The following is an 18,768-nucleotide window of genomic DNA, read 5'->3' as shown; positions in this document are numbered from 1 at the left end:
GGGCGATCTCCGCGCCGCCAAGGAAAAGGGCAAGGACGCCTTTAAGAACTGACCACCACAGAACGCACGCGGGGCCCAACAGGAATGTTGGGCCCCGCGTACGCCGTTCGGCCGCGGCCCCGTGACAGCACTCCGCTATGCACGGGATCACCGGATCGGACGCAGCGTCACTTTCTCTCGTCGCTTTCTCGCGTCACGTTCTGGCGTCACTTTCTCCGGGTGAGGCTGCCTCGTCTGTTGCCCCGGGGAGGCTGCTCCGCCGGGAGTGATCAGCGCCCGGTGAAGTGCGCGGTGGCGAGGACGCGGCCGTCGGTCGCGGTCAGGCGGGCGCCCGCCAGCGTGGAGAGGTTCACGGAGGTCGGGGCACCCCAGTAGCCGTAGCCGCCGCGGAGGCTGAAGGTGCCGAGTCGGACGGTGGTGCCGTCGGTACGCTCCAGTGTGCAGATGACCTTTCCGCTGTACCGGGTACCGGCGTCGGCAAGATCGACGGACATGAAGACCCAGCCGCGCGGTCCAGGGTGGGCGTAGATTTCGCCGACCGGTTGTCGATGGTCCGTACCGCCTGCGGTCAGGTTCGCCCGCAGCATTCCCTCCGCGGTCCGGACGGGCGGTGCAGGGCCGGCGGCCAGGTTTTCGATGGCCGTTCCGACGGCCCAGCCGCCGAACCCGAAGCCCAGCGCGATGACGGCCGCGGCGGACGCGACCCGTAGCCGTACGCCTCTGCGGACTCGCGTGGGCCGAAGCGCGGCGCCGCGCGCGTTCTCGCGTCCGTCACGTGCGACCTGTATCTCGGTCAGCCGCCGCGCCACCCGGTTTTCGAACCCGGCCGGCGGTTCGCTCCCGGGCAGGAGGGACAGCAGTCCGTCGCCGACGAGGGCGAGCTGCTCGATGTACTCCCGGCAATCCGCGCAACGGTCCAGATGAGCGGCCGCCTCGGCCCGCTCCCGGCCCGAGAGCACGCCAAGGGCCAGTTCGGCACCGATCTCGTGCAGCTGTTCGCAGGTCAGGTCCTTGTTCATGGCCGCCTCATTCATGGCCGCCTCGCTTCGGAGACGCGGGATGCGAATCGGCGGGATTCGTAGCTTCGGAATGTGTCGGGTGCGGAGGGACGGGGTTCGGCGAGGTGAGAGTGGTCCGCAGTTTGCCCATGGCGGTCCGGATCCGTGTCTTGGCGGTGCCCAGTGGGATCTGCTCCCGGTCGGCGACCTGCTGAGCGGTCATTCCGTAGATGCCCGCCATCACCAGGGCCCGGGCCTGCTCGCCCGGCAACTGCGCCACCGCGGCCCGTAGGGCGGCCGACGCCTCCTCTGCGAGCACTCGTTCCTCGGGGGTGTCGGTCACCGCGCCGAGGAGCGCGTCGAGGTCCTCGGGGGCCACCGGCTCCGGCCGACGCGACCGGACGGCGTCGATGGCGAGGTTGTGGGCGATGGTCGTCAACCAGGTCGTCACCGATCCGCGGCGTGAGTCGTAGACCTGCGCATGCCGCCACGCACGCTCGAAGGTCTGCTGGGCGATGTCCTCGGCGAGCTGCGGATCGCGGGCGACCGCAAGCGCGACGCCGAAGACCGTGTGCTGGAATCGCCGTACGAATGTGACGGCGAGCTCCGGATCACCCGTGGCCAGGCCAGCCAGCAGCGCCTCGTCGGGGATGCGTCCGACCGGGAGCTGCAACTTCTGCATACCCTTGTGTACGGTCCGCCCCGGCGAGGGGATTGCCCTGCGGTTACGGAAGACCACGCATTCATTCTCTCTCGGGACAACGGCTGCGTTGGCGCGGTCACGACATGCCGGCGTGGTCACGACGTACCGGCGGTGGCTACCTAGCGTGCACGGAAGTGGTGGGGCGGGTGACCTCGGCGGGCGGGGTCCGCGTCTTCGCGACGCCGCACCAGGCGACGAAGGTGATGATGAAGGCGACTTCGGCGACCATGCACAGGACGCCGTAAGGGGGGTCCCAGCCTGCTTCCTGGTAGTTGGGCAGCCCGACAGTACGGGACAACGCGAAGCCGAGAAGCATGCCACCGCTGACCAATGTGCCGAGCAGCCACGCCGGTACGGGGTTCCGCCGCGCAAGACCTCCCGCGGCGACGAGAAGCGCCGCACTGCCGATGAGGAACAGGATTCCCATGTACGGCATTTCTTTGAGATGTTCGGGGACGATGAGCAGATGAGCGACCGCGCTGAGGAGCGCGCAGACGGCGGCAACTCCCCTCAGCCAAGCCTCAACTGGGCGAGAAGGCATCGGGACCTCCCGGAGGCGTCTGGTGTCTGTGTCTGGGGTCCGTGTCTGTTTCTGGTCTCGGTGTTCGGTGTCTGGTGTCTGGTGTCTGGTGTACGTAACGAGCCTGGTGAATGGTTCATGATCGTCGGCGATGCCTGGGCCGGCACTCCGCGTCGGCCGTGTGGCAGCACACCGTCCAGTACCGCTGCGAGTTGGGTGAGTGAGGGCCGGGCGCCCGGGTCGGGGGACAAGCAGCTGTCGATCGCCGCGGCGAGGGTGTGGGGCAGTCGCCGGCGTGTGGTGACGGACGGGGCTCGTTCGTCGAGCTGAGGGTACCGATCGGTGTCTGCGTCGGTGCCTGAGCCGGTGCCGCTGTCGGTGGCGGTGTGGGTGTCGGTGTCGGTGTCGGTGTCGGTGTCGGTGTCGTCGAAGGGGACGGCGCCGGTGGCGGCCTCGTACAGCGTGCTGCCGAGGCCCCAGACGTCGGTCGCGGGGGTGAGCATTCCGCCGCGCGCCTGCTCGGGGGCGAGGTAGCAGAAGGTGCCGAGGCCCGGCGGGGCGAGGCCGGGTGGGCGGGCGATGCTCAGGTCGAGGACCTTCGCTCGACGGCAGCCGACCACAATGTTGGACGGCTTGATGTCCAGGTGCAGCAGGCCCTTGCCGTGCAGGTAGTGGAGCGCCGAGCACAGATGCAGGCCGAGCAGGGCGAGGTCGTCGGTGGCCAGGCGGCGCCGTCGGCGATCGACGAGGTGAGCCAGGCTCTCGCCGGTGAGCGTCTCCAATACGACGTGCGGTTCCGGGGTTTCGCCCGTTTCGTAGGCGCGGACCAGGTGTGGGTGGGTAAAGGTCTGGAGCCAGTGGCCCTCTTGCAGCAGTCGCTCGCGCAGCCTCTGCTCGCCTTGTCGGTCCGGACGCAGCACTTTCACGACGCATCGGCACTCCCGCTCCTGGCTCCAGGCGTCGTAGAGGTCCAGCCAACCGGTGCGGCAGAGGTGGGCAAGGACCTCGTAGCCCGGGGCCACGGTCGTTCCGGCCGTCAGCGGCGATGTCCTGGGGGGCGGCGTGCGGCTCATCGCAGCACCTCGGCCATCGGCGGGTCGCCGGGCCCGTGCAGCCGGTAGAGCCGGGCATACGACGCGCTGCGGCTGACCAACTGGTCGTGCGTGCCGTGGTCGGCGATGCGGCCGTCCTCAAGGAGCACGATCAGGGTGGCGTCGCGGACGGTGAGCAGGTTGTGGGAGATGAGGATCGTGGTGCGGCCGCTCATCAACAGGCGCAGTGGTTCGAGGATGCGCCGGCCTGATTCCGCGTCGAGGCCGGTGGTCGGCTCGTCGAGGATGAGGAGGGGAGCGTTACGGATCATGGCGCGGGCGATGGCGAGGCGCTGCCGCTGTCCGCCGGAGAGCAGCCGGCCGCGCTGGCCCACCACGGTGTCGTAGCCCTCAGGAAGTTGGCTGATGAAGCCGTGTGCGTCCGCGGCGTGAGCGGCCGCGATGATGTCGTCCTCGCTCGCGTCGGGGCGGCCGTAGGCGATGTTGTCGCGCACCGTGCCGTGGAAGACCAAGGTCTCCTGGAGCAGTACGGCGACGTTGTTCCGCAGGTCGTCCAGGCGCAGATCGCGAAGGTCGTGCCCGTCGAGGCGGACGGCTCCGTGGTCCGGGTCGTAGAAGCGGAGCAGCAGCTTGGCGACGGTCGACTTCCCGGCTCCGCTCGCCCCCACCAGAGCCAGGGTCTCCCCCGGGGCCACGCTGAAGGAGACGCGGGAGAGCGCCGGCCTGGTCGTCCCCGGGTACCGGAAGGAGATGTCGTCGAACCGGATCTCACCGCGCGCGTGGCCGAGCTCCCGGGGGGTCGTAGCCTGGACGACCTGGGGCCGCTGGTCGAGCAGTTCGATGATCCGCTCCGCGGCGGCGGACGCCGAGTAGAAGGTGTTGCTGAGGCCGGAGATACCGCGGATCGGGCTGTAGAGCCTGCTCAGCAGGGTGAGAAACACCATCAGGCCGCCCAGGGTGAGGCGGCCCTGGGTCAGCTCCCAGGTGCCCAGGCCCATCACGAGCAGCGCGCCGGCCAGCTCGATGACGTCGATGACCGTGGCGTACACCGCACCGATACGGGCCGACGTCATGGCCGCCCGGAACCGGCCGAGGTTCTCGCGCTCGAACCTGCCGTGCTCCCACCGCTGCCGGTTGTACGCCTGCACGAGGACGATGTTGCCGAGGGCCTCCTCGGTGACCGCGCTGACCGAGCCGCTGCGGCGCCGCCGCTCGCGCGCGGCGGCCTTCACCCGCCGGGAGAAGCGCCGGGCGGTCCACCAGAACAGCGGCGCGATGACGAGGGCGAGGACGGTCAGCTCCCACCGGAGGTAGAACAGCACGCCGAGGAAGATCCCGAGCCGCATCACTTGGGCGATCGCGTTGACGATCCCGGAGAGCAGGAACGTCTCGACCGCATCGACGTCCCCGGTCACGCGGGAGAGCACGTCCCCGAGCCGCCGCCGCTCGAAGAATCCCAGTGACAGGCCTTCGACGTGGCGGAAGAGATCGGAGCGCAGGGCCAGCAGGAAGCGTTCACTGACCCAGGTGGAGGTCACCTCGTCGGCGAAGGCGAGGGTGCCGGCGAAGAACGTGAATGCGAGGTAGGCGAGGGCGATCGGCAGCAGGAGGTGCAGATTGCGCGGGACCAGCATGTCGTCGATGACGATCTTGAAAAGCCAGATCTCGGCCGCGTCGACGGCGGGGCCCAGCACGACGAAGGCCAGGATCACCACCAGCCAGCGCCGACCGCCCCGCGTGTACGGCCAGAAGCGCCGGAATACGTCCCGCAGGGCCACCGGCGGAGCGGGCTCGACAATGCCGCCGGTGGTTCCGTCCTCGGCTCCGTAGGGGATCCGGTCCGTGATTTTGACGGAAGAACGCAGGTGAGGGCGCTTGGAAGGACGCGTCTTCTCCTTTCCCCCGCCTTTGCCTTGCGCGCCACCGGGGGAGGAAGCGATCGGCCGCGCACTGCTCATATCACCTCACGCCTCGGCCTCACCGACTGATGCGGCCGGGCCAGGGCCCGGCCGCCGACAGTCAGCAGGAGTGTTCCGCACCTACCTTCATCCGTGACTGCTGTCGTGACCACGGTGTCCTCCGTGACGCCGGCGCCGACGCCGACGGCGATCGTGGTCGTCTTCGCTCGTGTCCCTGCGCCTGCCCGTCGTCGAACGGTCACGACGGCTGTGGCCTAGCGCGGGAGCCAGGTTTTCGAGGACTCCCATGCTTTTCCCTTCTCAGTCCCCCTCCGCAAAGCCCCCCTCGAACCATCCATCAATCACGTATACGGGAGAAAGTTGAAAAAGGATTCAATCGGCGCCTGGCATCGCTGACCGGACATCGGTGGCCGGGTGCACCGGTCATCGAGTGCACCGGCCACCGGGCCCTTGCGGCCCTCTTGCGCCGGCGCTTCAGGAATCGAGGACGGGGGGCGACGGCCTCGATCTCCACGAGCTGGTCGTGGTAGCCGAGCACGGTCACGCCCATCAACGTGCTGGGAACGTCGTGGTCACCGAACGCATCCCGGACCACCTCCCATGCTGTGACCAGGTCCTCCTGGCGGTTGGAGGCGACCAGAACGCGGGTGCTGATGACGTCGTACAACTCTGCCCCGGCGTCGGCCAGCGCGGTCTGCAGGTTCTCGACAGCCTTGGCCGCCTGCCCGGCGACGTCCTCGATCGCCGCGGTGGAACCGGCTACGAGGAGTGCGGCACGCGCTGGCCGCCGTCCTCGACCTGACCGCGTGCGCGGTGGCGGACCGACAGCGCACCCCGCGCTATGGCGACCTGGCGCAACCTCACGGTCGGCGCCCTGCGACTGAACGGCGCGAAGAACATCGCCTCCGGCCGTCGCCGCAATGCGCGTGACGCCCGCCGACCCCTCACGATCCTCGGCCTCGCCTGAGCACGAAGCGGACCTCATTCGACTACGCCGAAGCCCTGAGGGCTGTCGCAGAATAACTTCAGGCTTTGATCTTGGTCAGGCGGGCTGTCTCGCGAGGTCATCGAGTGAAACGGCGCTTCAGCGTTCGTGAGTTATTTTCCGACGGCTCCCTGGGCCGCTCAGGGGTCGACCGGGGCCGGCGCATGCGTTCTCGGCGTCCTCTCAGGCCGAGACCGAGAGGTAACGCCGCCTCAGATGGTCGGGGTGTCGTCAACAATGGGCCTGTGAATCTCAACGACCGGCTTCCACCCCGCGGAGAACTCGATGAAGTCCGCACGGGTGGGGTAGGTGTCGACCGCGCGACGGTCACGCTTGGGGCTGTCGCTCCCCTTGCGCCCCCGGGGAATCTGCTCCTCGAAGATGTCGACCTTCACGTCGGGAACCTCCTTGAGGCCCTGGCGCCAAATCTGCACGACGTCGGCGCCGAAGGCCTGCCGGGCCGCAGCGTAAAGGGCCGTGAGGGCCCCCTTGTCCCCACTAGGGACGAAAAGTGCCAGGTCCAGCACGACACCGGCGGACTGGAGGACCTCGATGGTCGCCGAGCCGTTCTCGTCGGCCAAGTAGATTCCGGCTTCATTCTCGTCGTCGGGAAGGCAGGTGACCTCTTCCTGGAATACGGTTCTCGCCGTGATCGAGCCGCCGTCGAAATCCTCACCGGACTTGGTCAGAAAAGCAGGGACATAGCAGTCGGGAAGCTTGAGTTCTGCCGTGTCGGCGGAAATGAAGATCCTGTCTTTCACGCCGAGCTTCGTCACCTCTTCCAGTGAGAGGCGGCGAGCGGCGATCTTCTCCGTGTTCACGATTTCCCTTTCAGGTTGCATTGTCCCTCCGAACAAGAACGCTATCACGAAACTCTGAGGTCAACGGCCCAGTAATCGTTGGGTAGATGGCCTCCGGTGACCTGCACGGGAGGATACCGAAGCGAGTGCCACTCGGCCGGGAACACGCATCCGCCAGGTAGTGGCCCTCGTCATGCCGTTGGGGATCAACTGGCAGCTGCATTTCGGTGCGTTGGATAGCACGAAGGAACCAAAAGAGAGCTTACGGCGGATATCACCCATATCACCTTCGGGGAGGTGGCGGCGCGGAAAGGCGATCCATTCGTCGCGCATCTCGAAGAGCGCAGCGGAAGCCAACCGGATGGTCCGGCAACGCAACAGCGAAGACCCCAACCGGCAACATCTGAATGAAGCACGAACGGGAAGTCGGGTACTACTGCGCCCTCGTCGGCCACTTCGACGTAGTCGGCTGACGCTCGGTTGCTGACGCCTCGTCATGTTGAGCGGGGTTCGGTACACAGCAGGCACGGACGTCCGCGATCATGGAGTTCTCTACGCTCTGTGACCTTGGACTGCCCGTGCCTGTCGACGCATCATCTCTGATCCCCCCTGCTTTTGATCAGCTCAGACCGCATCCGGAAGTGTCCAGGGGTGATCTTCCCGCTCTGCTGGAACGCCTCGCGCAGGTCCCGGACCCGCGGGATCCGCGGGAGTACGGCACCCTCTCGTGAGGCTCCTGGCACTGACAGCCTGCGCGGTCCTCGCCGGAGCGTAAGCCCTGCTCGCGGTGAGTGAATGGGTGGCCGACGCACCGCCGGCCCTACTCGAACGGCTCGGCACGGCCGTCGACCCGCTGGTCCCGAAACGGTCCTGGCCCGCGGAATCCACGATCCGGCGACTGCTCGCCAGAATCGACGCGGACGCCCTGGACCGGGCGGTCGGAGCCTGGCTCGCGGACCGGCAGACCAGGGGACAAGGGCTCCGAGGGCACGCGGTCGACGGGAAGTCGCTGCGGGGTGCGGCCCACGCGAAGGGACGGAAAATCCACCTCCTGGCCGCCTGCGACCACGTGAACGCACTGGTCCTGGCCCAGAAGTCCCTTCCCTGGACACAGATCCCACTACAGGACAGGACCCGTGCGACCGGTCACGGCCGCCAGGAGATCCGCCGACTGAAGGTGTGCACGGTCAACAACTCGCTCTTCCCCGGCGCCCGCCAGGCCGTCCAGATCGTCCGCCGCCGCATCCACCGCAAGCCCGGGAAGATCAGTCTCAAGACCGTCTACGCGGTCACCAGCCTCACCGCCGAGCAGGCCGACCCGGCTCGCTTGCGACGGTCACTTGGAGCAGCGGAGCGGAGGCCGAGGACGTGACGGGGACAGCGTCGAGGCAACCCTCCGCTTCGGCCCGTAGCGCTGCGGCGAGGCCGCCGCAGGCCGCAATGTCGGGGTACAGGACTGTGGGCTCAGCAGGGTTGGACACGGTTGCGAATTGTGCCCGAAGTGGTCGAGCAGCCCGCCCACGCGAGGCGGCTGCTCAGACATACTCCTGACGTACTGCGCCGGACCGAGTGCGCCCAGGCGCACAGCAATACCGGCGGATGCACAGGCCAATCCCGGCGTCCTGGGATGAGACAGGCGCAAGCCTCCTCCAGGCCCAGCCGTCACCCCATTCGACCCACCAGAACCGACCCACTCCACAGTCCCCTCAGCACCACACCATTACGCGAAAGAAAAGGCGTGATAACGGGACACCAGAGATGAAAACGACCTCTTACCGCGCGCCAGAAGCGGTCCAACGGCTGTCTGGCGAGTGGGTTCTTGCCTTCAGCCATCCGAGATTCCGCGACCCGCGCGTTTCCGACAGGAGCATTCAGAAATCGGCCGCCCCTGACCTGGGCGACGAACAGTGGAGCCAGCTGCTCACCTACTCCGCAGGCGGTGTGGCCATCAGCCGGCCCACCGAGGTCGACGTCAACGAGATCGTGGTACGCCCCACCGCCAGCGCCCAGTAACCACCCCAGCCGAGCCGCACTCTGGCGACGCTGCGCGACTCCTCGTCGCCGATGGGCCGCTCCTCGCCGGGGGCACCTCACCCGGGGCAGGGCCGACCCTTGTCCCCGACCGCCGTAGCCGTAGTGATGATGCCGTCGAGCCGGTCCCGGGTCTTCACCAGATCGCTGATCTTCATGTCGATAGGGTCCTGCTCCGCCGACAGCCGGTCGAGTAGTTCCAGCGTCACCTCACCGGTCACGACGCATGGCAGCAGTTCCGAGATCGTCCTGCTCGACAGCCCTGCGGCGTAGAGCTGTTGCATGAGCTGGACGCGGTCGACCGCCGTGAAGGTGTGCAGCCGAGCCTGCAGGGCCAGTCGAACCCCAACACCTCCGGGCTGCACAGCGATGAGTAGGTCGCCGCGTGGCGGCCGGTGACCGCCGCCGCGCACACCAACGGTGGGAGGATCTTCGCCCAGCTCATGCACTCCGGGCGGGTCGGGCACCCCGAGACCGTCGGCTACCGCCCCGTCGCCCCGTCCGCGGTCGCGCTGAAGGCCGAAGTGTTCACCCCCAAGGGACTCCTGCGGCTCCCGTGCCTCGCGCGCTGTCGACACATGAGTCAGGGGCGAGGTGCAGGAGTTCCCCGATGGCGGAGGCCATTGGCTTCCACCCGCTGTGACCTACCTCATCACGCGGACGGTCGCGCGTACGAACTGCCTGGTCATCGCCGCGCTCCAGCGGTCGAGAGTCGCCCTTGGCAGGATTCGTCAATAAGCTGTCATTGCGGCCAGTTCGACGTCCGATACAGGCTGTGACCGTGTTAGAGCGACGTGTTGTGGTGGTCGTGTATTCCGGTGCTCAGGCGCTGGACATCACCGGACCCATTGAAGTGTTCGATACGGTCAACCGGCTGCTCCCCAAGTCGCGCGCTCCCTACCGGATCGAGTTCGTCTCCCTCGATGCGCCACTGGTCCGAACCGGCTCGGGAGTGGTGATAGAGGCCGCGCCATTGGATGCGGGGCAGGGCCCGATCGACACCCTCCTCGTCCCGGGCGGATTGAGCCTGAGGGAAGCGCTGGGGGACCGGACGCTGGTCTCGTGGATCGGCCAGGCAGCCGCCCGGTCGCGGAGAGTCGCGTCCGTATGCGGCGGATCCTTTCTGCTGGCCGAGGCGGGCCTCCTTGACGGGCGGCGCGCCACGACGCACTGGGCGTACTGCGAGGAGATGGCCTGCCGCTACCCGGACGTGACGGTGGACCCCGAGCCAATCTTCATCTGGGACGGCCGGTTCGTCACCTCGGCGGGAGTGTCGACCGGAATTGACATGGCCCTCGCCCTGGTGGAGGCCGACCACGGCGCGGCCCTCGCGCTGGAGACAGCACGATTTCTGGTGCTGTTCCTCAAGCGGCACGGAGGACAGTCGCAGTTCAGCGCCGTCCTCGACGCCCAGTTGGCCGATCACGTGCCGATTCGGGCCGCACAGGAGTGGATCCTGGACAACCTGGAAGGCCCGCTGCCCGTGGCCGAGATGGCGCAGCGGGCCAACATGAGCCTGCGCAATTTCGCCCGGGTGTTCCGGCGCGAAGTGGGTACGACCCCCGGCCGGTACGTCGAGCGGACGCGTATCGCCCGCGCCCGCGAGCTACTGGAGACCACCGATCTGACGGTCGGCCAGGTAGCGCGCCGCTGCGGATTCACCGCCCCCGAGACGTTCTTCCGCTCTTTCGGACGAGCGCTGGGACTCACCCCGAACGAATACCGGCACCGCTTTCAGGTCGTTTCGTCGTCCGGCCTCTTCGTCCAGCCGGGCCAAGCGGACAGGAGCCCCGCATGACAGCCATGGCAGATGAGATTCCCGAGGACGGCGGGGTACGGGTGGTCGACTACCTCGCCGCAGAGCTGACCAGGGTCGGCATCACCCACATGTTCGGCGTCGGTGGGGCGAATATCGAGGACCTGTACGACGCCGTCCACCGCACCGGCACCATCCGCGGCGTCGTCGCCAAGCACGAGTTCTCCGCCGTCACCATGGCCGACGGATACGCCCGCGCCACGCGGCGCCTAGGCGTTGTCGCGGCCACCTCGGGCGGCGGTGCCATGAATCTTGTTCCGGGCCTGGCGGAGGCGTACGCCTCCCGGGTGCCGGTGCTGGCCCTGGTCGGACAGCCGCCCACCGGCCAGGAGGGCCGGGGGGCGTTCCAGGAGTCCAGCGGCAAGGCGGGCTCCTTCGACGCCCGGGAGGTGTTCACTCCCGTCTCCCAGTTCTGCGCCCGGGTCGATGATGCGGACTCGTTAGCGGAGTTGCTGCCCCGGGCAGTCGCGGCGGCGCAGGCCGATCCGAAGGGGCCGGCGGTGCTGCTGCTGCCCAAGGATGTGCAGCAGGCACAGGTCAAGTTACCCGACCACGGCGTGACGCCGATGTCCCTCATGCAGACGACGGCCGGGGCGACGGCGGGGCCCGGCGCCGAGGCCCGGGACGCTGTATCGGCCGCGCTGCGCGGCGCAAGCCGCGTCCTCATCATCGCCGGTGACGAGGTGGCCGCCGCGGATGCGCGCGGGGAGCTGGCGGAGCTGGCCCGGCGGCTCGGGGCCTGGGTGGCGGTCACCCCTGATGCCAAGGATGTGTTCAACAACCGGTCCCCCCGATTCGCAGGCGTAGCGGGGGTGATGGGGCATGCCAATGTCGAAGACTGTCTGCGGCGGGCCGACTTGTGCCTGCTGGTCGGCACCCGGCTGCCGGCACTGGCAAGCGGCGGACTGGACCAGCCTCTGGCCGCCACCACGGTCGTCTGCATCAATCCCGAACCGCCGTTCGTGGCCGGCATCGCGCTGGGCGGGAACCTGCTGGAGGCCCTGCGTGCCGTGGTCGGCGAGCTCCCGTCGTGCTCACGTCCCTGCGCTGAGCACGACGGTCCCGTACCGACACGCGTACCGACGCCCGTGCCGAAGCCCCTGCACACGCCCGTTCCGCAGTCCGGTGGTGGAACCGTCTCCTACGCCGAGGCGGTCGCCGCGGTCGAGGCGGCACTCCCCCAGGACGCGCACGTCTTCGTGGATGCCGGCAACGCAGGGGCCACCGCGATCCATCTGCTTCCCGCACCGCGCCACGGCCGCTTCGTGGTGGCGGTCGGCATGGGCGGCATGGGCTACACCTTCGGTGCGGGCATCGGTGCCGCGCTCGCCACGGGGCAGCGCACCTACGTACTCGCGGGCGACGGAGCGTTCTTCATGCACGGGATGGAAGTGCACACCGCCGTGGAGTACGCCGCACCCGTGACCTTTGTGATCTTCAACAACAACGCCCACGCCATGTGTGCCATACGCGACGAGTTGATCCAGGGTGGCGTCCGCAGCGACGACCTGTTCGCCCGGACTGACATCGCCGCCGGGGTGGCCGCCGCTTTCCCGGCCCTCGATGCCACATGGGCCGGCGACGCGGCGCAGCTGCGCCAGGCGCTGCTGCGCTCCAACGCGAGCGGCGGTCCGGCGTTCATCGCGCTGGACTGCCACGCCCGTGAGATCCCGCCGTTCCTTCCCTTCCTGCCTTTCACCGAAAGCACCAAGCGCCCCGAGAGCGAGGAGAGTTCCGATGAACGCGGACCCGTCCACGTTGGCTGATATCCCCGGCCTGATGCGGATCGAGAACACCGGCAAGGAGGAGCTGGTCGAGCGCTGCACGGGCATGACCCAGGCGGCCTATCCGCACGACCAGGTCTACGGGTGGTACTGCACCATCCACGAGCACATCGGCTGCCCTCCGGAGCAGGCCTATGACTACCTGCGCCAGGGCCACCACCTGGAGGAGTGGACGTACAGCCTGCGCGGCTTCGCCCCGACCGGCACCCCGGGGCTGTGGGTCGGCCACGACCGGCTGGAGGAGGACACCCGGATCTACGTCAGGGTGGCGGCCAGCCCCGAGGCCATGACCGTGGACTACCACTGCTCCTGGGACCAGGGCGAGAAGCTGTGGATGATCTACCTGATGCGGGTCGTCCCGGCCCAGCTGGTACTCGACCGACCCGGTTCGGTGATCACCTGGACCAACTGCCGCCATCCGTACTACGCCGACAACCCGTGTCCTGAACTCGCGCCCCGCGCGGACCGGCCGTGGGTGGGCGACTACTGGGACCTGTTCTACGCCGGGCACACCGTGGAGATGCGCAATCTCAAGGCGATCCTGGAGCACCGCCACCGCAGCGGCCTGCCGGTCAGCGTGCCCCCTGCGACGGCGACGACGGGGGCCGCGCGGTGACCGTTGTCAGCCTCACCGACGTCGCGAGCTACCTGCCCGGCGAGCCGGTCCCCGCCGCGTACTACACCGAATACCCGGACGCGGAGGACAAGCTCCGCGACCACCCGATGTTCAAGATCCCACCGCTGCGGCACCACGCGGCCGCGGGCGAGACCAACACCGACATGATCGAGCGAGCCGTCCAGCCCCTGGTCGAACGGCACGGCAGAGACGAGATCCGCGGCGTGGACGTGCTGCTGGTGCACAGCCAGCTGCCGGACATCCCTTTCGTCGGCGCCGGCACGGAGGTGGCACGCCGCCTGGGCCTGCGGCCCGAATGGCTGATCGACGTGGCCAACGCGGGCTGCGCGTCCTTCGTGCACATGCTGAAGCTCGCCCGGCAGATCCTCACCACCACGGATGCCACAACGGCTTTGATCTGCACCGCACAGAACCTCGCGGGCCAGTGGTTCACCCGGTCCGAGGTGCGCGGACTCGCCCAGGCCGCGATCCCCGGCGACGGCTGCGGCGTGGGCCTCGTGACGGCGTCCACCGAGTCGCCGGTACTGGACGTGGAGACCCGGCACCTCGGCAGGTACGCGGGCGACATGACCGTCGTGCTCGACGACGGCCGCAGGTACTGGGAGGCCGGGAAGTCCCAGCCGCGGATCGGGTTCACCGAGGACAGCGCCACCGAGGTCCTGGCACGCGGGAACCGCCTCGTGCCGGAGGTGGTCATGGACCTGTGCGGACGGCTCGGGGTCGCCGCCACCGAGATCGACGTCTTCATCACCAACCAGCCCAACCGGACGTTCCTGCGGAACTGGCGAGAAGCGCTGCAACTGCCTTCCGAACGGCACCTGCACACCTTCGACCAGTGCGGGAATCTCTTCGGAGCGGCGATCCCGATCACCTTGGACCACGCCATCCGCTCGCAGCATGTCGAGGACGGCGAGCTGGTGGTGCTGGGCGGATTCGCCCACGCCGGCGACTTCGCGGGTGCCGCAGCCATCCGCTGGCACGGCGGACGGGGGTGACCGATGGATGTCCCCGTCCTGCACCGGCTGGCCCTGAACGAGAGCCCGTACCCGCCGCTTCCGTCGGTACGGAAGGCGATGCGGCGCGTCGTCGCGTAGGCCAACCGGTACCCGCCGTTCCACGCGGACCAGCTCACCGAGCGGATCGCCGAATGGTGCGGGGTGGCCCCTGATTGCGTTGCCGTCGGCAGCGGATCGGTGGGCGTGGCCCTGCAGTTGCTTCAGGCGGTGGTCCGGCGCGGCGACACGGTGGCCTACGCCTGGCGCACCTTCGATGCCTATCCCCTGCTGGCCGAGATGGTCGGCGCCCGACCGGCTCCGGTCCCCCTGCTACCGGACGGACGCCAGGACCTGGCCGCCCTGCTTGCGGTGCTGGGCCCCCGCACCCGCGTGGTGGTGCGGTGCAGGCCATCTACGGCTGGCGAGGGGCCCGGGACGTCATGTCAGACTTCGACGGACGGCAACTGCATCTGACCCAGTCCTTCCGCTTCGGCCCGGCTCTGGCCGAGGACGCCAACCGCTGGCTGTCCATCGTCGAGTCACCCCTGCGGCTGCAAGGCACCCCGTCTCTCGACACCACCATCGGCCCCGTAGAGGCGCCCGATGCCGTCCTGTGCCGCTCCAACGCCGGAGCCATCCGCGAGGTGCTCACCCTGCTCTCCGAGGACAAGCGCGTCGCCATGGTGGGCGGCGGCGACGCACTGGAAAAGCTGGCCCGCGCCGCCGGCCAGTGACGGGTCTGGCTGCGGCTGTGGTTGCGGCGGTGTCGTCACTGAAACCCCCCGATCTTCTTGAGATAGCAGAGTCAGGAAGAGGACGGTCGGGTGCCGGTGGGCTCATACAAGCTCATGGCGCCATGAGGGTGGTCCATCGAATCGGCATGTATCGCGGTGCCTCGACTCCCGTGCGTCACACCGTGAACTCGGAATCCTAACCTCGATCTTTCGTGACGGTCCGTCGGTTTCTGCGGCGGGCCGTTTCGGTTGTTGGGGTGATTACGAGAGCGGCGCCAGCCGCCTGCCGCGGGCTGGACTGGTCGGTGCTCGCCGCTATCGGCAAGGTCGAGACCGACCACGCCCGCCACCCCACTATGCGTTCGCCCGCGGGCGCGGTCGGGCCGATGCAGTTCCTTCCGGCCACGTTCGCGAACGATCTCTTCGCCGGGCTGCGCTGATCCGACCGTCCCGCCACCACACCACCAAGCACCTCCTGCACTGGTCGATCCGGCGACGCCGCCAACAAAACCAAGCCCGCCAAAGCCACTACAAACAACGAGGCCACAGCCCATAGAGCCGTGACCTCGTCACCACGAACGCAATTGCGGTGCTAGGCGTCACGCCAGGACGGCAAGAGCTCGTCGAGGAGGGCCTCGGTGCGGGGCGGGAGGCGACGGGCGCCGCCGCTGTGCTCGTGATTGCGGGCGATGAGCGATGCTGCTGTTGATTCGAGCTTGGCTGTATCGCCTGTGGCGTGTGCGGCGCGTAGAAGTTCGTTCCAGAGTCGCTCGTCCGTCGGCGCGGTGGTCAAGGCCGTGTTGAGGGCGTTGAGCGCTGGTGTCGGGTTGCCGGCCTCCAAGTGGTGGGCAGACAGGGCCAGTGCGACGTCTGCCACCAGCAGGGACAGCTGGGCCTCGATGATCTCGTGGGAAAGCCAGATGTAGCGGCCCTGTGGGCGGTTGGCGAGCAGGGGGCCACGGGCCAGTGCCAGGGCGTCGTTGAGCAGGCGCTCCCGTATGCGTGCGTTGCTTGCGCCTCTGCCCGCAGTGGCCTCGTGGTGGAGGGTGCGGGGCACGTCGAGGTCGGAGACGACGGACGGCGCGAGAGCCAGCCGACCGTTGGTGTCGGTGCCGAGCCGCGGGGTTCCGTCGGGGTCGCTGCCCAGCCAGGTTCGCAGGCGTTCGATGAGGGCGTCACGGACATCCTGCGTTACGCCGCGGGGCCACAGTCCGGAGGCCAGAACGCGCGGGCGCACTCCTTCACGATGGAGCAGGAGCATGACCAGTGCCTCGTGGAGGAGCGGGCTGTGCTCGGCGTCAGGTGCGTCGAGGCCGGTGATCTCGTAGGTGCCGATCAGCCGTGCGTAGACCGCGGGTCGTCCGCTCGAGGTGATGTCGACCATGAACTGCGGGGTGTCGGGGGCCGGGTCGAGGTCGTCGTCGGGTGTGGCGCCGGCGAAGAGCTGGACCACGGCATCGTGCTGGGCCTGGGGCAGGAGCTGTGCTTGCAGTCCAGGCCGAGGAATGGGGCCAGGAGGCGTCCGTCAGGGGTGATTTCGAGTTTCCAGGTCGCGCCTGGCAGGCCGTTCTCCTCAGTGGCGGCCAGGTAGCTGATGCCCAGTCGGCCGGAGTCGGCAACGAGCTCGGCGATCTTCGCTGCCTGATCCTCGGTCGGCTGTGCGGCGAGGAGGACCAGGTGGGGCGCCCATGGGGTGGGCTGTGCGGAGCCGGTGCGGCCGGTGGATACGGAGTCGTGGCCCGCCATGGCGAGGGCACCGCGCCGCTGCCGGGTTTCAGCGTCCATGGTTTCCAGGAGGGTTTCGACGTCGTCGAAGTGGCGGACGCGGGTGGGGTCGAGCATGGTGAGTTCCGTGCCGAAGCCGACGAGGGTGACTGTCATTCGATCCGACCAGCCACTGGTGGCGAGTTCCGCGGCGACCGACGTGAGGACGGCACTCTGGTCCGCGTGCGTGCCGGTGAGTGAGACGAGTCCGGGGGCGGCTTCAAGGTTCAGCAGCAGGCGCGCGCCGTCGAGGCTGCCGAGGCTGACCAGGCCCGGATAGGGGGCGGCGGTGCCGGCGTCTGTTTCGTGCACCGGGATGGTGGCCCGTTGGATGCGCCAGGACGTCTCGTTCTGGCCGAGCTGCCATGGCACTGGGGGCTTACCTGCGGGATGGGCGAACTGGAGGTTTAGCTCGCTGTCGGTGAGCCAGGCAACGTAGACGGTCGGCGGGGTGCACGATTCGACGGCCAAAGCGGACGCCAGTCCCCTCAGGGCATGGTCGAGATCGCGTACGGCCTCCGGGTCAGCCCCGATGAGCAGCGCATCTTGGGTATCGGCAGCGACACCCTTTGGCTGGCGAAGCTCGGGGGTGCGGCGACCCTTGGCGCCCATGGCGGACTGCCACAGGGCCGTGCGGCGCCGACGGCCGAGCGCCGCGAGCAGGCCGTCGGCAAGCAGCGGGGCACCCACGAGGGCCTCGGGGAGGCCGCCGGACGACGCGTTGGGGCCGGCGTTCTCGCCACCGGCTTGAATCCCGGCCTCGCCCGGGATGGTCAGGCTGATGCGATGGCCGGGGTTGAGGCGGATCGGAAGGCCGGTGGCGGCGAGGTGATGGCCGGTGGTCTGTTGCCACTGGTGCCAGGTGTCAGGGGCGTATGTGGGGTGGGTGAAGGCCGGGATGTAGCGGCTGCCGTCGTCCTCGACGATGGTGTAGAGGCCGTTCTGCCCCTCCTGGGTGAACAGGAGGAGCGTGGCGTCGCGGAAGGCCGCGAGGAGTTCCTGCTCGCTGCCATAACCGGTGACGGCGCGCTGCAGGGCTTCGTCCAGGGCGGTGACAGGGGGCGGGAACTCCAACGCCCTGGGCGACGGGCGGTATTTCGGGTTGTGCTTGAAGGAAACGAGCTGGCCGGAGCTGTCGACGGACCAGCCGCCGACGATGCCGTACGGGGGGACGGGGCCGTTGGGGCCGAAGTACGGGTCGATCGCATACACGTAGCCGCCGCGCTGCCGTGCGGCCTGGGCGCGCAGAGCCTCGGTGACCGGGGAAACGGCGGGGGCAGAGCTGGACGGGGTGGTCACAGCGACTGGCTCCACTGCTCTTCGAAGGCGACCTGCTCGGCGACAGTGGCCAGCGTCTCGCGGGGTGCGGGCTGGAATGTCTGGATGCGATCGGCGCCGGTGGGGCGAAGCCCGGGCCTGAGTCGGTAGACGAGGAAGCCCCCGGTCCCACGGCACATCCCGGAGGGCCAGGTGTCGCGACGCGAGCCGTTGACACCCAGGAGCCACCCCTGGGGTTCGATCTGCTCGCGGATGCGGGTGAGCGCCTCGAAGCAGTCATCTGCTCTGCCGGTGACATGCCCCCAAGGGCCGTCGGCGATCACGGTGAAATCGTGGTTCTCGCCCTCCCAGCTCAGGACGGCGTCGGCCTGCTGGTCGCCGTTGAAGGCGAGAACTCCGAAACGGTCGGGGACCAGGTAGCCACTCATCGGGTCCATCCTTCGGGCAGTTGACTGGCGGGCGGTGCTTCAGGGGCGGGAGCGACGGGCTCTTTGGGGATATGAGCAAGCGGTCGGCGATCGTCACCCTTGCGGGCATCCTCGAGGAACACCGGGCCCTGCTCAAAGACCAGCTCGGCAAAGACGAAGGGGCGCTGTTCGAGATCGCCAACCGCTACGCCCTGCGCCACCGCAAGGCAGACCAGCGCGGCGACTTGTGACTGAGTTCTTCAGATGGCCCGTGAGCGGTTGAGTTGGCCCGGCTGAGCGTCGTAGTCGGCCTGTGCGTGTTCAATCGTGGGTAAGTGCGTGTTT

Annotated in this window: 19 protein-coding genes and 3 pseudogenes; 12 read left to right on the top strand and 10 right to left on the bottom strand. The window is 68.5% G+C overall.

Translation table 11 applies throughout. The features are described 5' to 3' along the window. Positions 1 to 269 precede the first annotated feature (269 nt). The 6 genes and pseudogenes from OO62_RS35375 to OO62_RS41180 all read right to left on the bottom strand — a co-directional run. Positions 270 to 1,019, bottom strand: coding sequence for a hypothetical protein (locus OO62_RS35375; RefSeq protein WP_033271823.1), 750 nt, complete (start codon positions 1,017 to 1,019; stop codon positions 270 to 272). A 7-nt stretch (positions 1,020 to 1,026) separates the two neighbouring features. Next, positions 1,027 to 1,680 carry an RNA polymerase sigma factor gene (locus tag OO62_RS35370; RefSeq protein WP_033271822.1) on the bottom strand — a complete coding sequence of 218 codons (654 nt, stop codon included), beginning with the start codon at positions 1,678 to 1,680 and terminating at the stop codon, positions 1,027 to 1,029. A gap of 136 nt (positions 1,681 to 1,816) precedes the next feature. Beyond that, the gene (locus OO62_RS35365) at positions 1,817 to 2,128 is read right to left on the bottom strand and encodes a hypothetical protein (protein ID WP_143686379.1); all 312 of its coding nucleotides are present in this window, start codon (positions 2,126 to 2,128) and stop codon (positions 1,817 to 1,819) included. Between the two features lie 83 nt (positions 2,129 to 2,211). Beyond that, on the bottom strand, positions 2,212 to 3,294 hold the full coding sequence (locus tag OO62_RS35360) for a serine/threonine-protein kinase (protein ID WP_078617531.1): 1,083 nt from the start codon (positions 3,292 to 3,294) through the stop codon (positions 2,212 to 2,214). Beyond that, entirely contained in the window at positions 3,291 to 5,051 is a 1,761-nt protein-coding gene (locus OO62_RS35355) for an ABC transporter ATP-binding protein (protein ID WP_248782313.1), read from the bottom strand. The genes OO62_RS35360 and OO62_RS35355 overlap by 4 nt, the downstream gene beginning before the upstream one ends. 634 nt (positions 5,052 to 5,685) lie before the next feature. After that, positions 5,686 to 5,949 (bottom strand): annotated as a pseudogene (locus OO62_RS41180) (Rid family hydrolase); the annotation flags it as partial. 84 nt (positions 5,950 to 6,033) lie between these two features. Between OO62_RS41180 and OO62_RS41465 the strand changes: the two are divergent. Beyond that, positions 6,034 to 6,159 (top strand): hypothetical protein, encoded by a 126-nt coding sequence (locus OO62_RS41465; RefSeq protein WP_272898545.1) that lies wholly within the window; start codon positions 6,034 to 6,036, stop codon positions 6,157 to 6,159. A 230-nt stretch (positions 6,160 to 6,389) separates the two neighbouring features. Here the strand turns inward: OO62_RS41465 and OO62_RS35345 are convergent, their stop codons facing one another. Further along, entirely contained in the window at positions 6,390 to 6,998 is a 609-nt protein-coding gene (locus tag OO62_RS35345; protein ID WP_033271821.1) for a hypothetical protein, read from the bottom strand. A gap of 766 nt (positions 6,999 to 7,764) precedes the next feature. Here OO62_RS35345 and OO62_RS38675 point away from each other — a divergent pair. Then, positions 7,765 to 8,349, top strand: a complete 585-nt coding sequence (locus OO62_RS38675; protein WP_228332337.1) for a hypothetical protein — start codon at positions 7,765 to 7,767, stop codon at positions 8,347 to 8,349. Positions 8,350 to 8,735: 386 nt separating this feature from the next. Then, positions 8,736 to 8,990 carry a hypothetical protein gene (locus tag OO62_RS35330; RefSeq protein ID WP_033271820.1) on the top strand — a complete coding sequence of 85 codons (255 nt, stop codon included), beginning with the start codon at positions 8,736 to 8,738 and terminating at the stop codon, positions 8,988 to 8,990. 77 nt (positions 8,991 to 9,067) lie between these two features. Here OO62_RS35330 and OO62_RS40305 read toward each other — a convergent pair whose 3' ends face one another. Then, entirely contained in the window at positions 9,068 to 9,379 is a 312-nt protein-coding gene (locus OO62_RS40305) for a MerR family transcriptional regulator (protein ID WP_338326207.1), read from the bottom strand. On the opposite strand from OO62_RS40305, the pseudogene OO62_RS41605 reads away from it, so the two are divergent. The 8 genes and pseudogenes from OO62_RS41605 to OO62_RS39320 form a co-directional block, all read left to right on the top strand. Beyond that, positions 9,317 to 9,591: pseudogene (locus OO62_RS41605) on the top strand (oxidoreductase); the annotation flags it as partial. The gene OO62_RS40305 and the pseudogene OO62_RS41605 overlap by 63 nt on opposite strands. 198 nt (positions 9,592 to 9,789) lie before the next feature. Further along, positions 9,790 to 10,806, top strand: a complete 1,017-nt coding sequence (locus OO62_RS35320) for a GlxA family transcriptional regulator (protein ID WP_033271819.1) — start codon at positions 9,790 to 9,792, stop codon at positions 10,804 to 10,806. After that, a complete protein-coding gene (locus tag OO62_RS35315; protein ID WP_078617527.1) occupies positions 10,803 to 12,590 on the top strand; it encodes a thiamine pyrophosphate-binding protein in 1,788 nt (595 codons plus the stop codon). Before OO62_RS35320 ends, OO62_RS35315 begins: the two co-directional genes overlap by 4 nt. Then, entirely contained in the window at positions 12,562 to 13,224 is a 663-nt protein-coding gene (locus OO62_RS35310; RefSeq protein WP_033271818.1) for a hypothetical protein, read from the top strand. Before OO62_RS35315 ends, OO62_RS35310 begins: the two co-directional genes overlap by 29 nt. After that, complete coding sequence (locus tag OO62_RS35305; protein ID WP_033271817.1) at positions 13,221 to 14,240, top strand: 3-oxoacyl-ACP synthase III family protein; 1,020 nt, start codon at positions 13,221 to 13,223, stop codon at positions 14,238 to 14,240. The genes OO62_RS35310 and OO62_RS35305 overlap by 4 nt, the downstream gene beginning before the upstream one ends. Before the next feature lie 162 nt (positions 14,241 to 14,402). Beyond that, positions 14,403 to 14,714 (top strand): aminotransferase class I/II-fold pyridoxal phosphate-dependent enzyme, encoded by a 312-nt coding sequence (locus OO62_RS41830; protein WP_077191206.1) that lies wholly within the window; start codon positions 14,403 to 14,405, stop codon positions 14,712 to 14,714. Then, positions 14,681 to 14,974, top strand: coding sequence for a hypothetical protein (locus OO62_RS35300; RefSeq protein ID WP_077191207.1), 294 nt, complete (start codon positions 14,681 to 14,683; stop codon positions 14,972 to 14,974). The genes OO62_RS41830 and OO62_RS35300 overlap by 34 nt, the downstream gene beginning before the upstream one ends. Before the next feature lie 257 nt (positions 14,975 to 15,231). Then, positions 15,232 to 15,414, top strand: a complete 183-nt coding sequence (locus OO62_RS39320; protein WP_241691858.1) for a lysozyme family protein — start codon at positions 15,232 to 15,234, stop codon at positions 15,412 to 15,414. A 152-nt stretch (positions 15,415 to 15,566) separates the two neighbouring features. Here OO62_RS39320 and OO62_RS38650 read toward each other — a convergent pair. Both OO62_RS38650 and OO62_RS41170 read right to left on the bottom strand, forming a co-directional pair. Continuing rightward, positions 15,567 to 17,950, bottom strand: a pseudogene (locus OO62_RS38650) (type VII secretion system-associated protein). A gap of 83 nt (positions 17,951 to 18,033) precedes the next feature. Beyond that, positions 18,034 to 18,444, bottom strand: a complete 411-nt coding sequence (locus OO62_RS41170; RefSeq protein WP_051733880.1) for a hypothetical protein — start codon at positions 18,442 to 18,444, stop codon at positions 18,034 to 18,036. A gap of 71 nt (positions 18,445 to 18,515) precedes the next feature. On the opposite strand from OO62_RS41170, the gene OO62_RS39805 reads away from it, so the two are divergent. Beyond that, positions 18,516 to 18,674, top strand: coding sequence for a hypothetical protein (locus OO62_RS39805; protein WP_157850189.1), 159 nt, complete (start codon positions 18,516 to 18,518; stop codon positions 18,672 to 18,674). Positions 18,675 to 18,768: the final 94 nt, after the last annotated feature.

Source organism: Streptomyces lydicus (genome assembly GCF_000717345.1).
Classification (GTDB): Bacteria; Actinomycetota; Actinomycetes; order Streptomycetales; family Streptomycetaceae; genus Streptomyces; species Streptomyces lydicus.
This window is presented reverse-complemented; position numbering and strand designations above follow the sequence as displayed.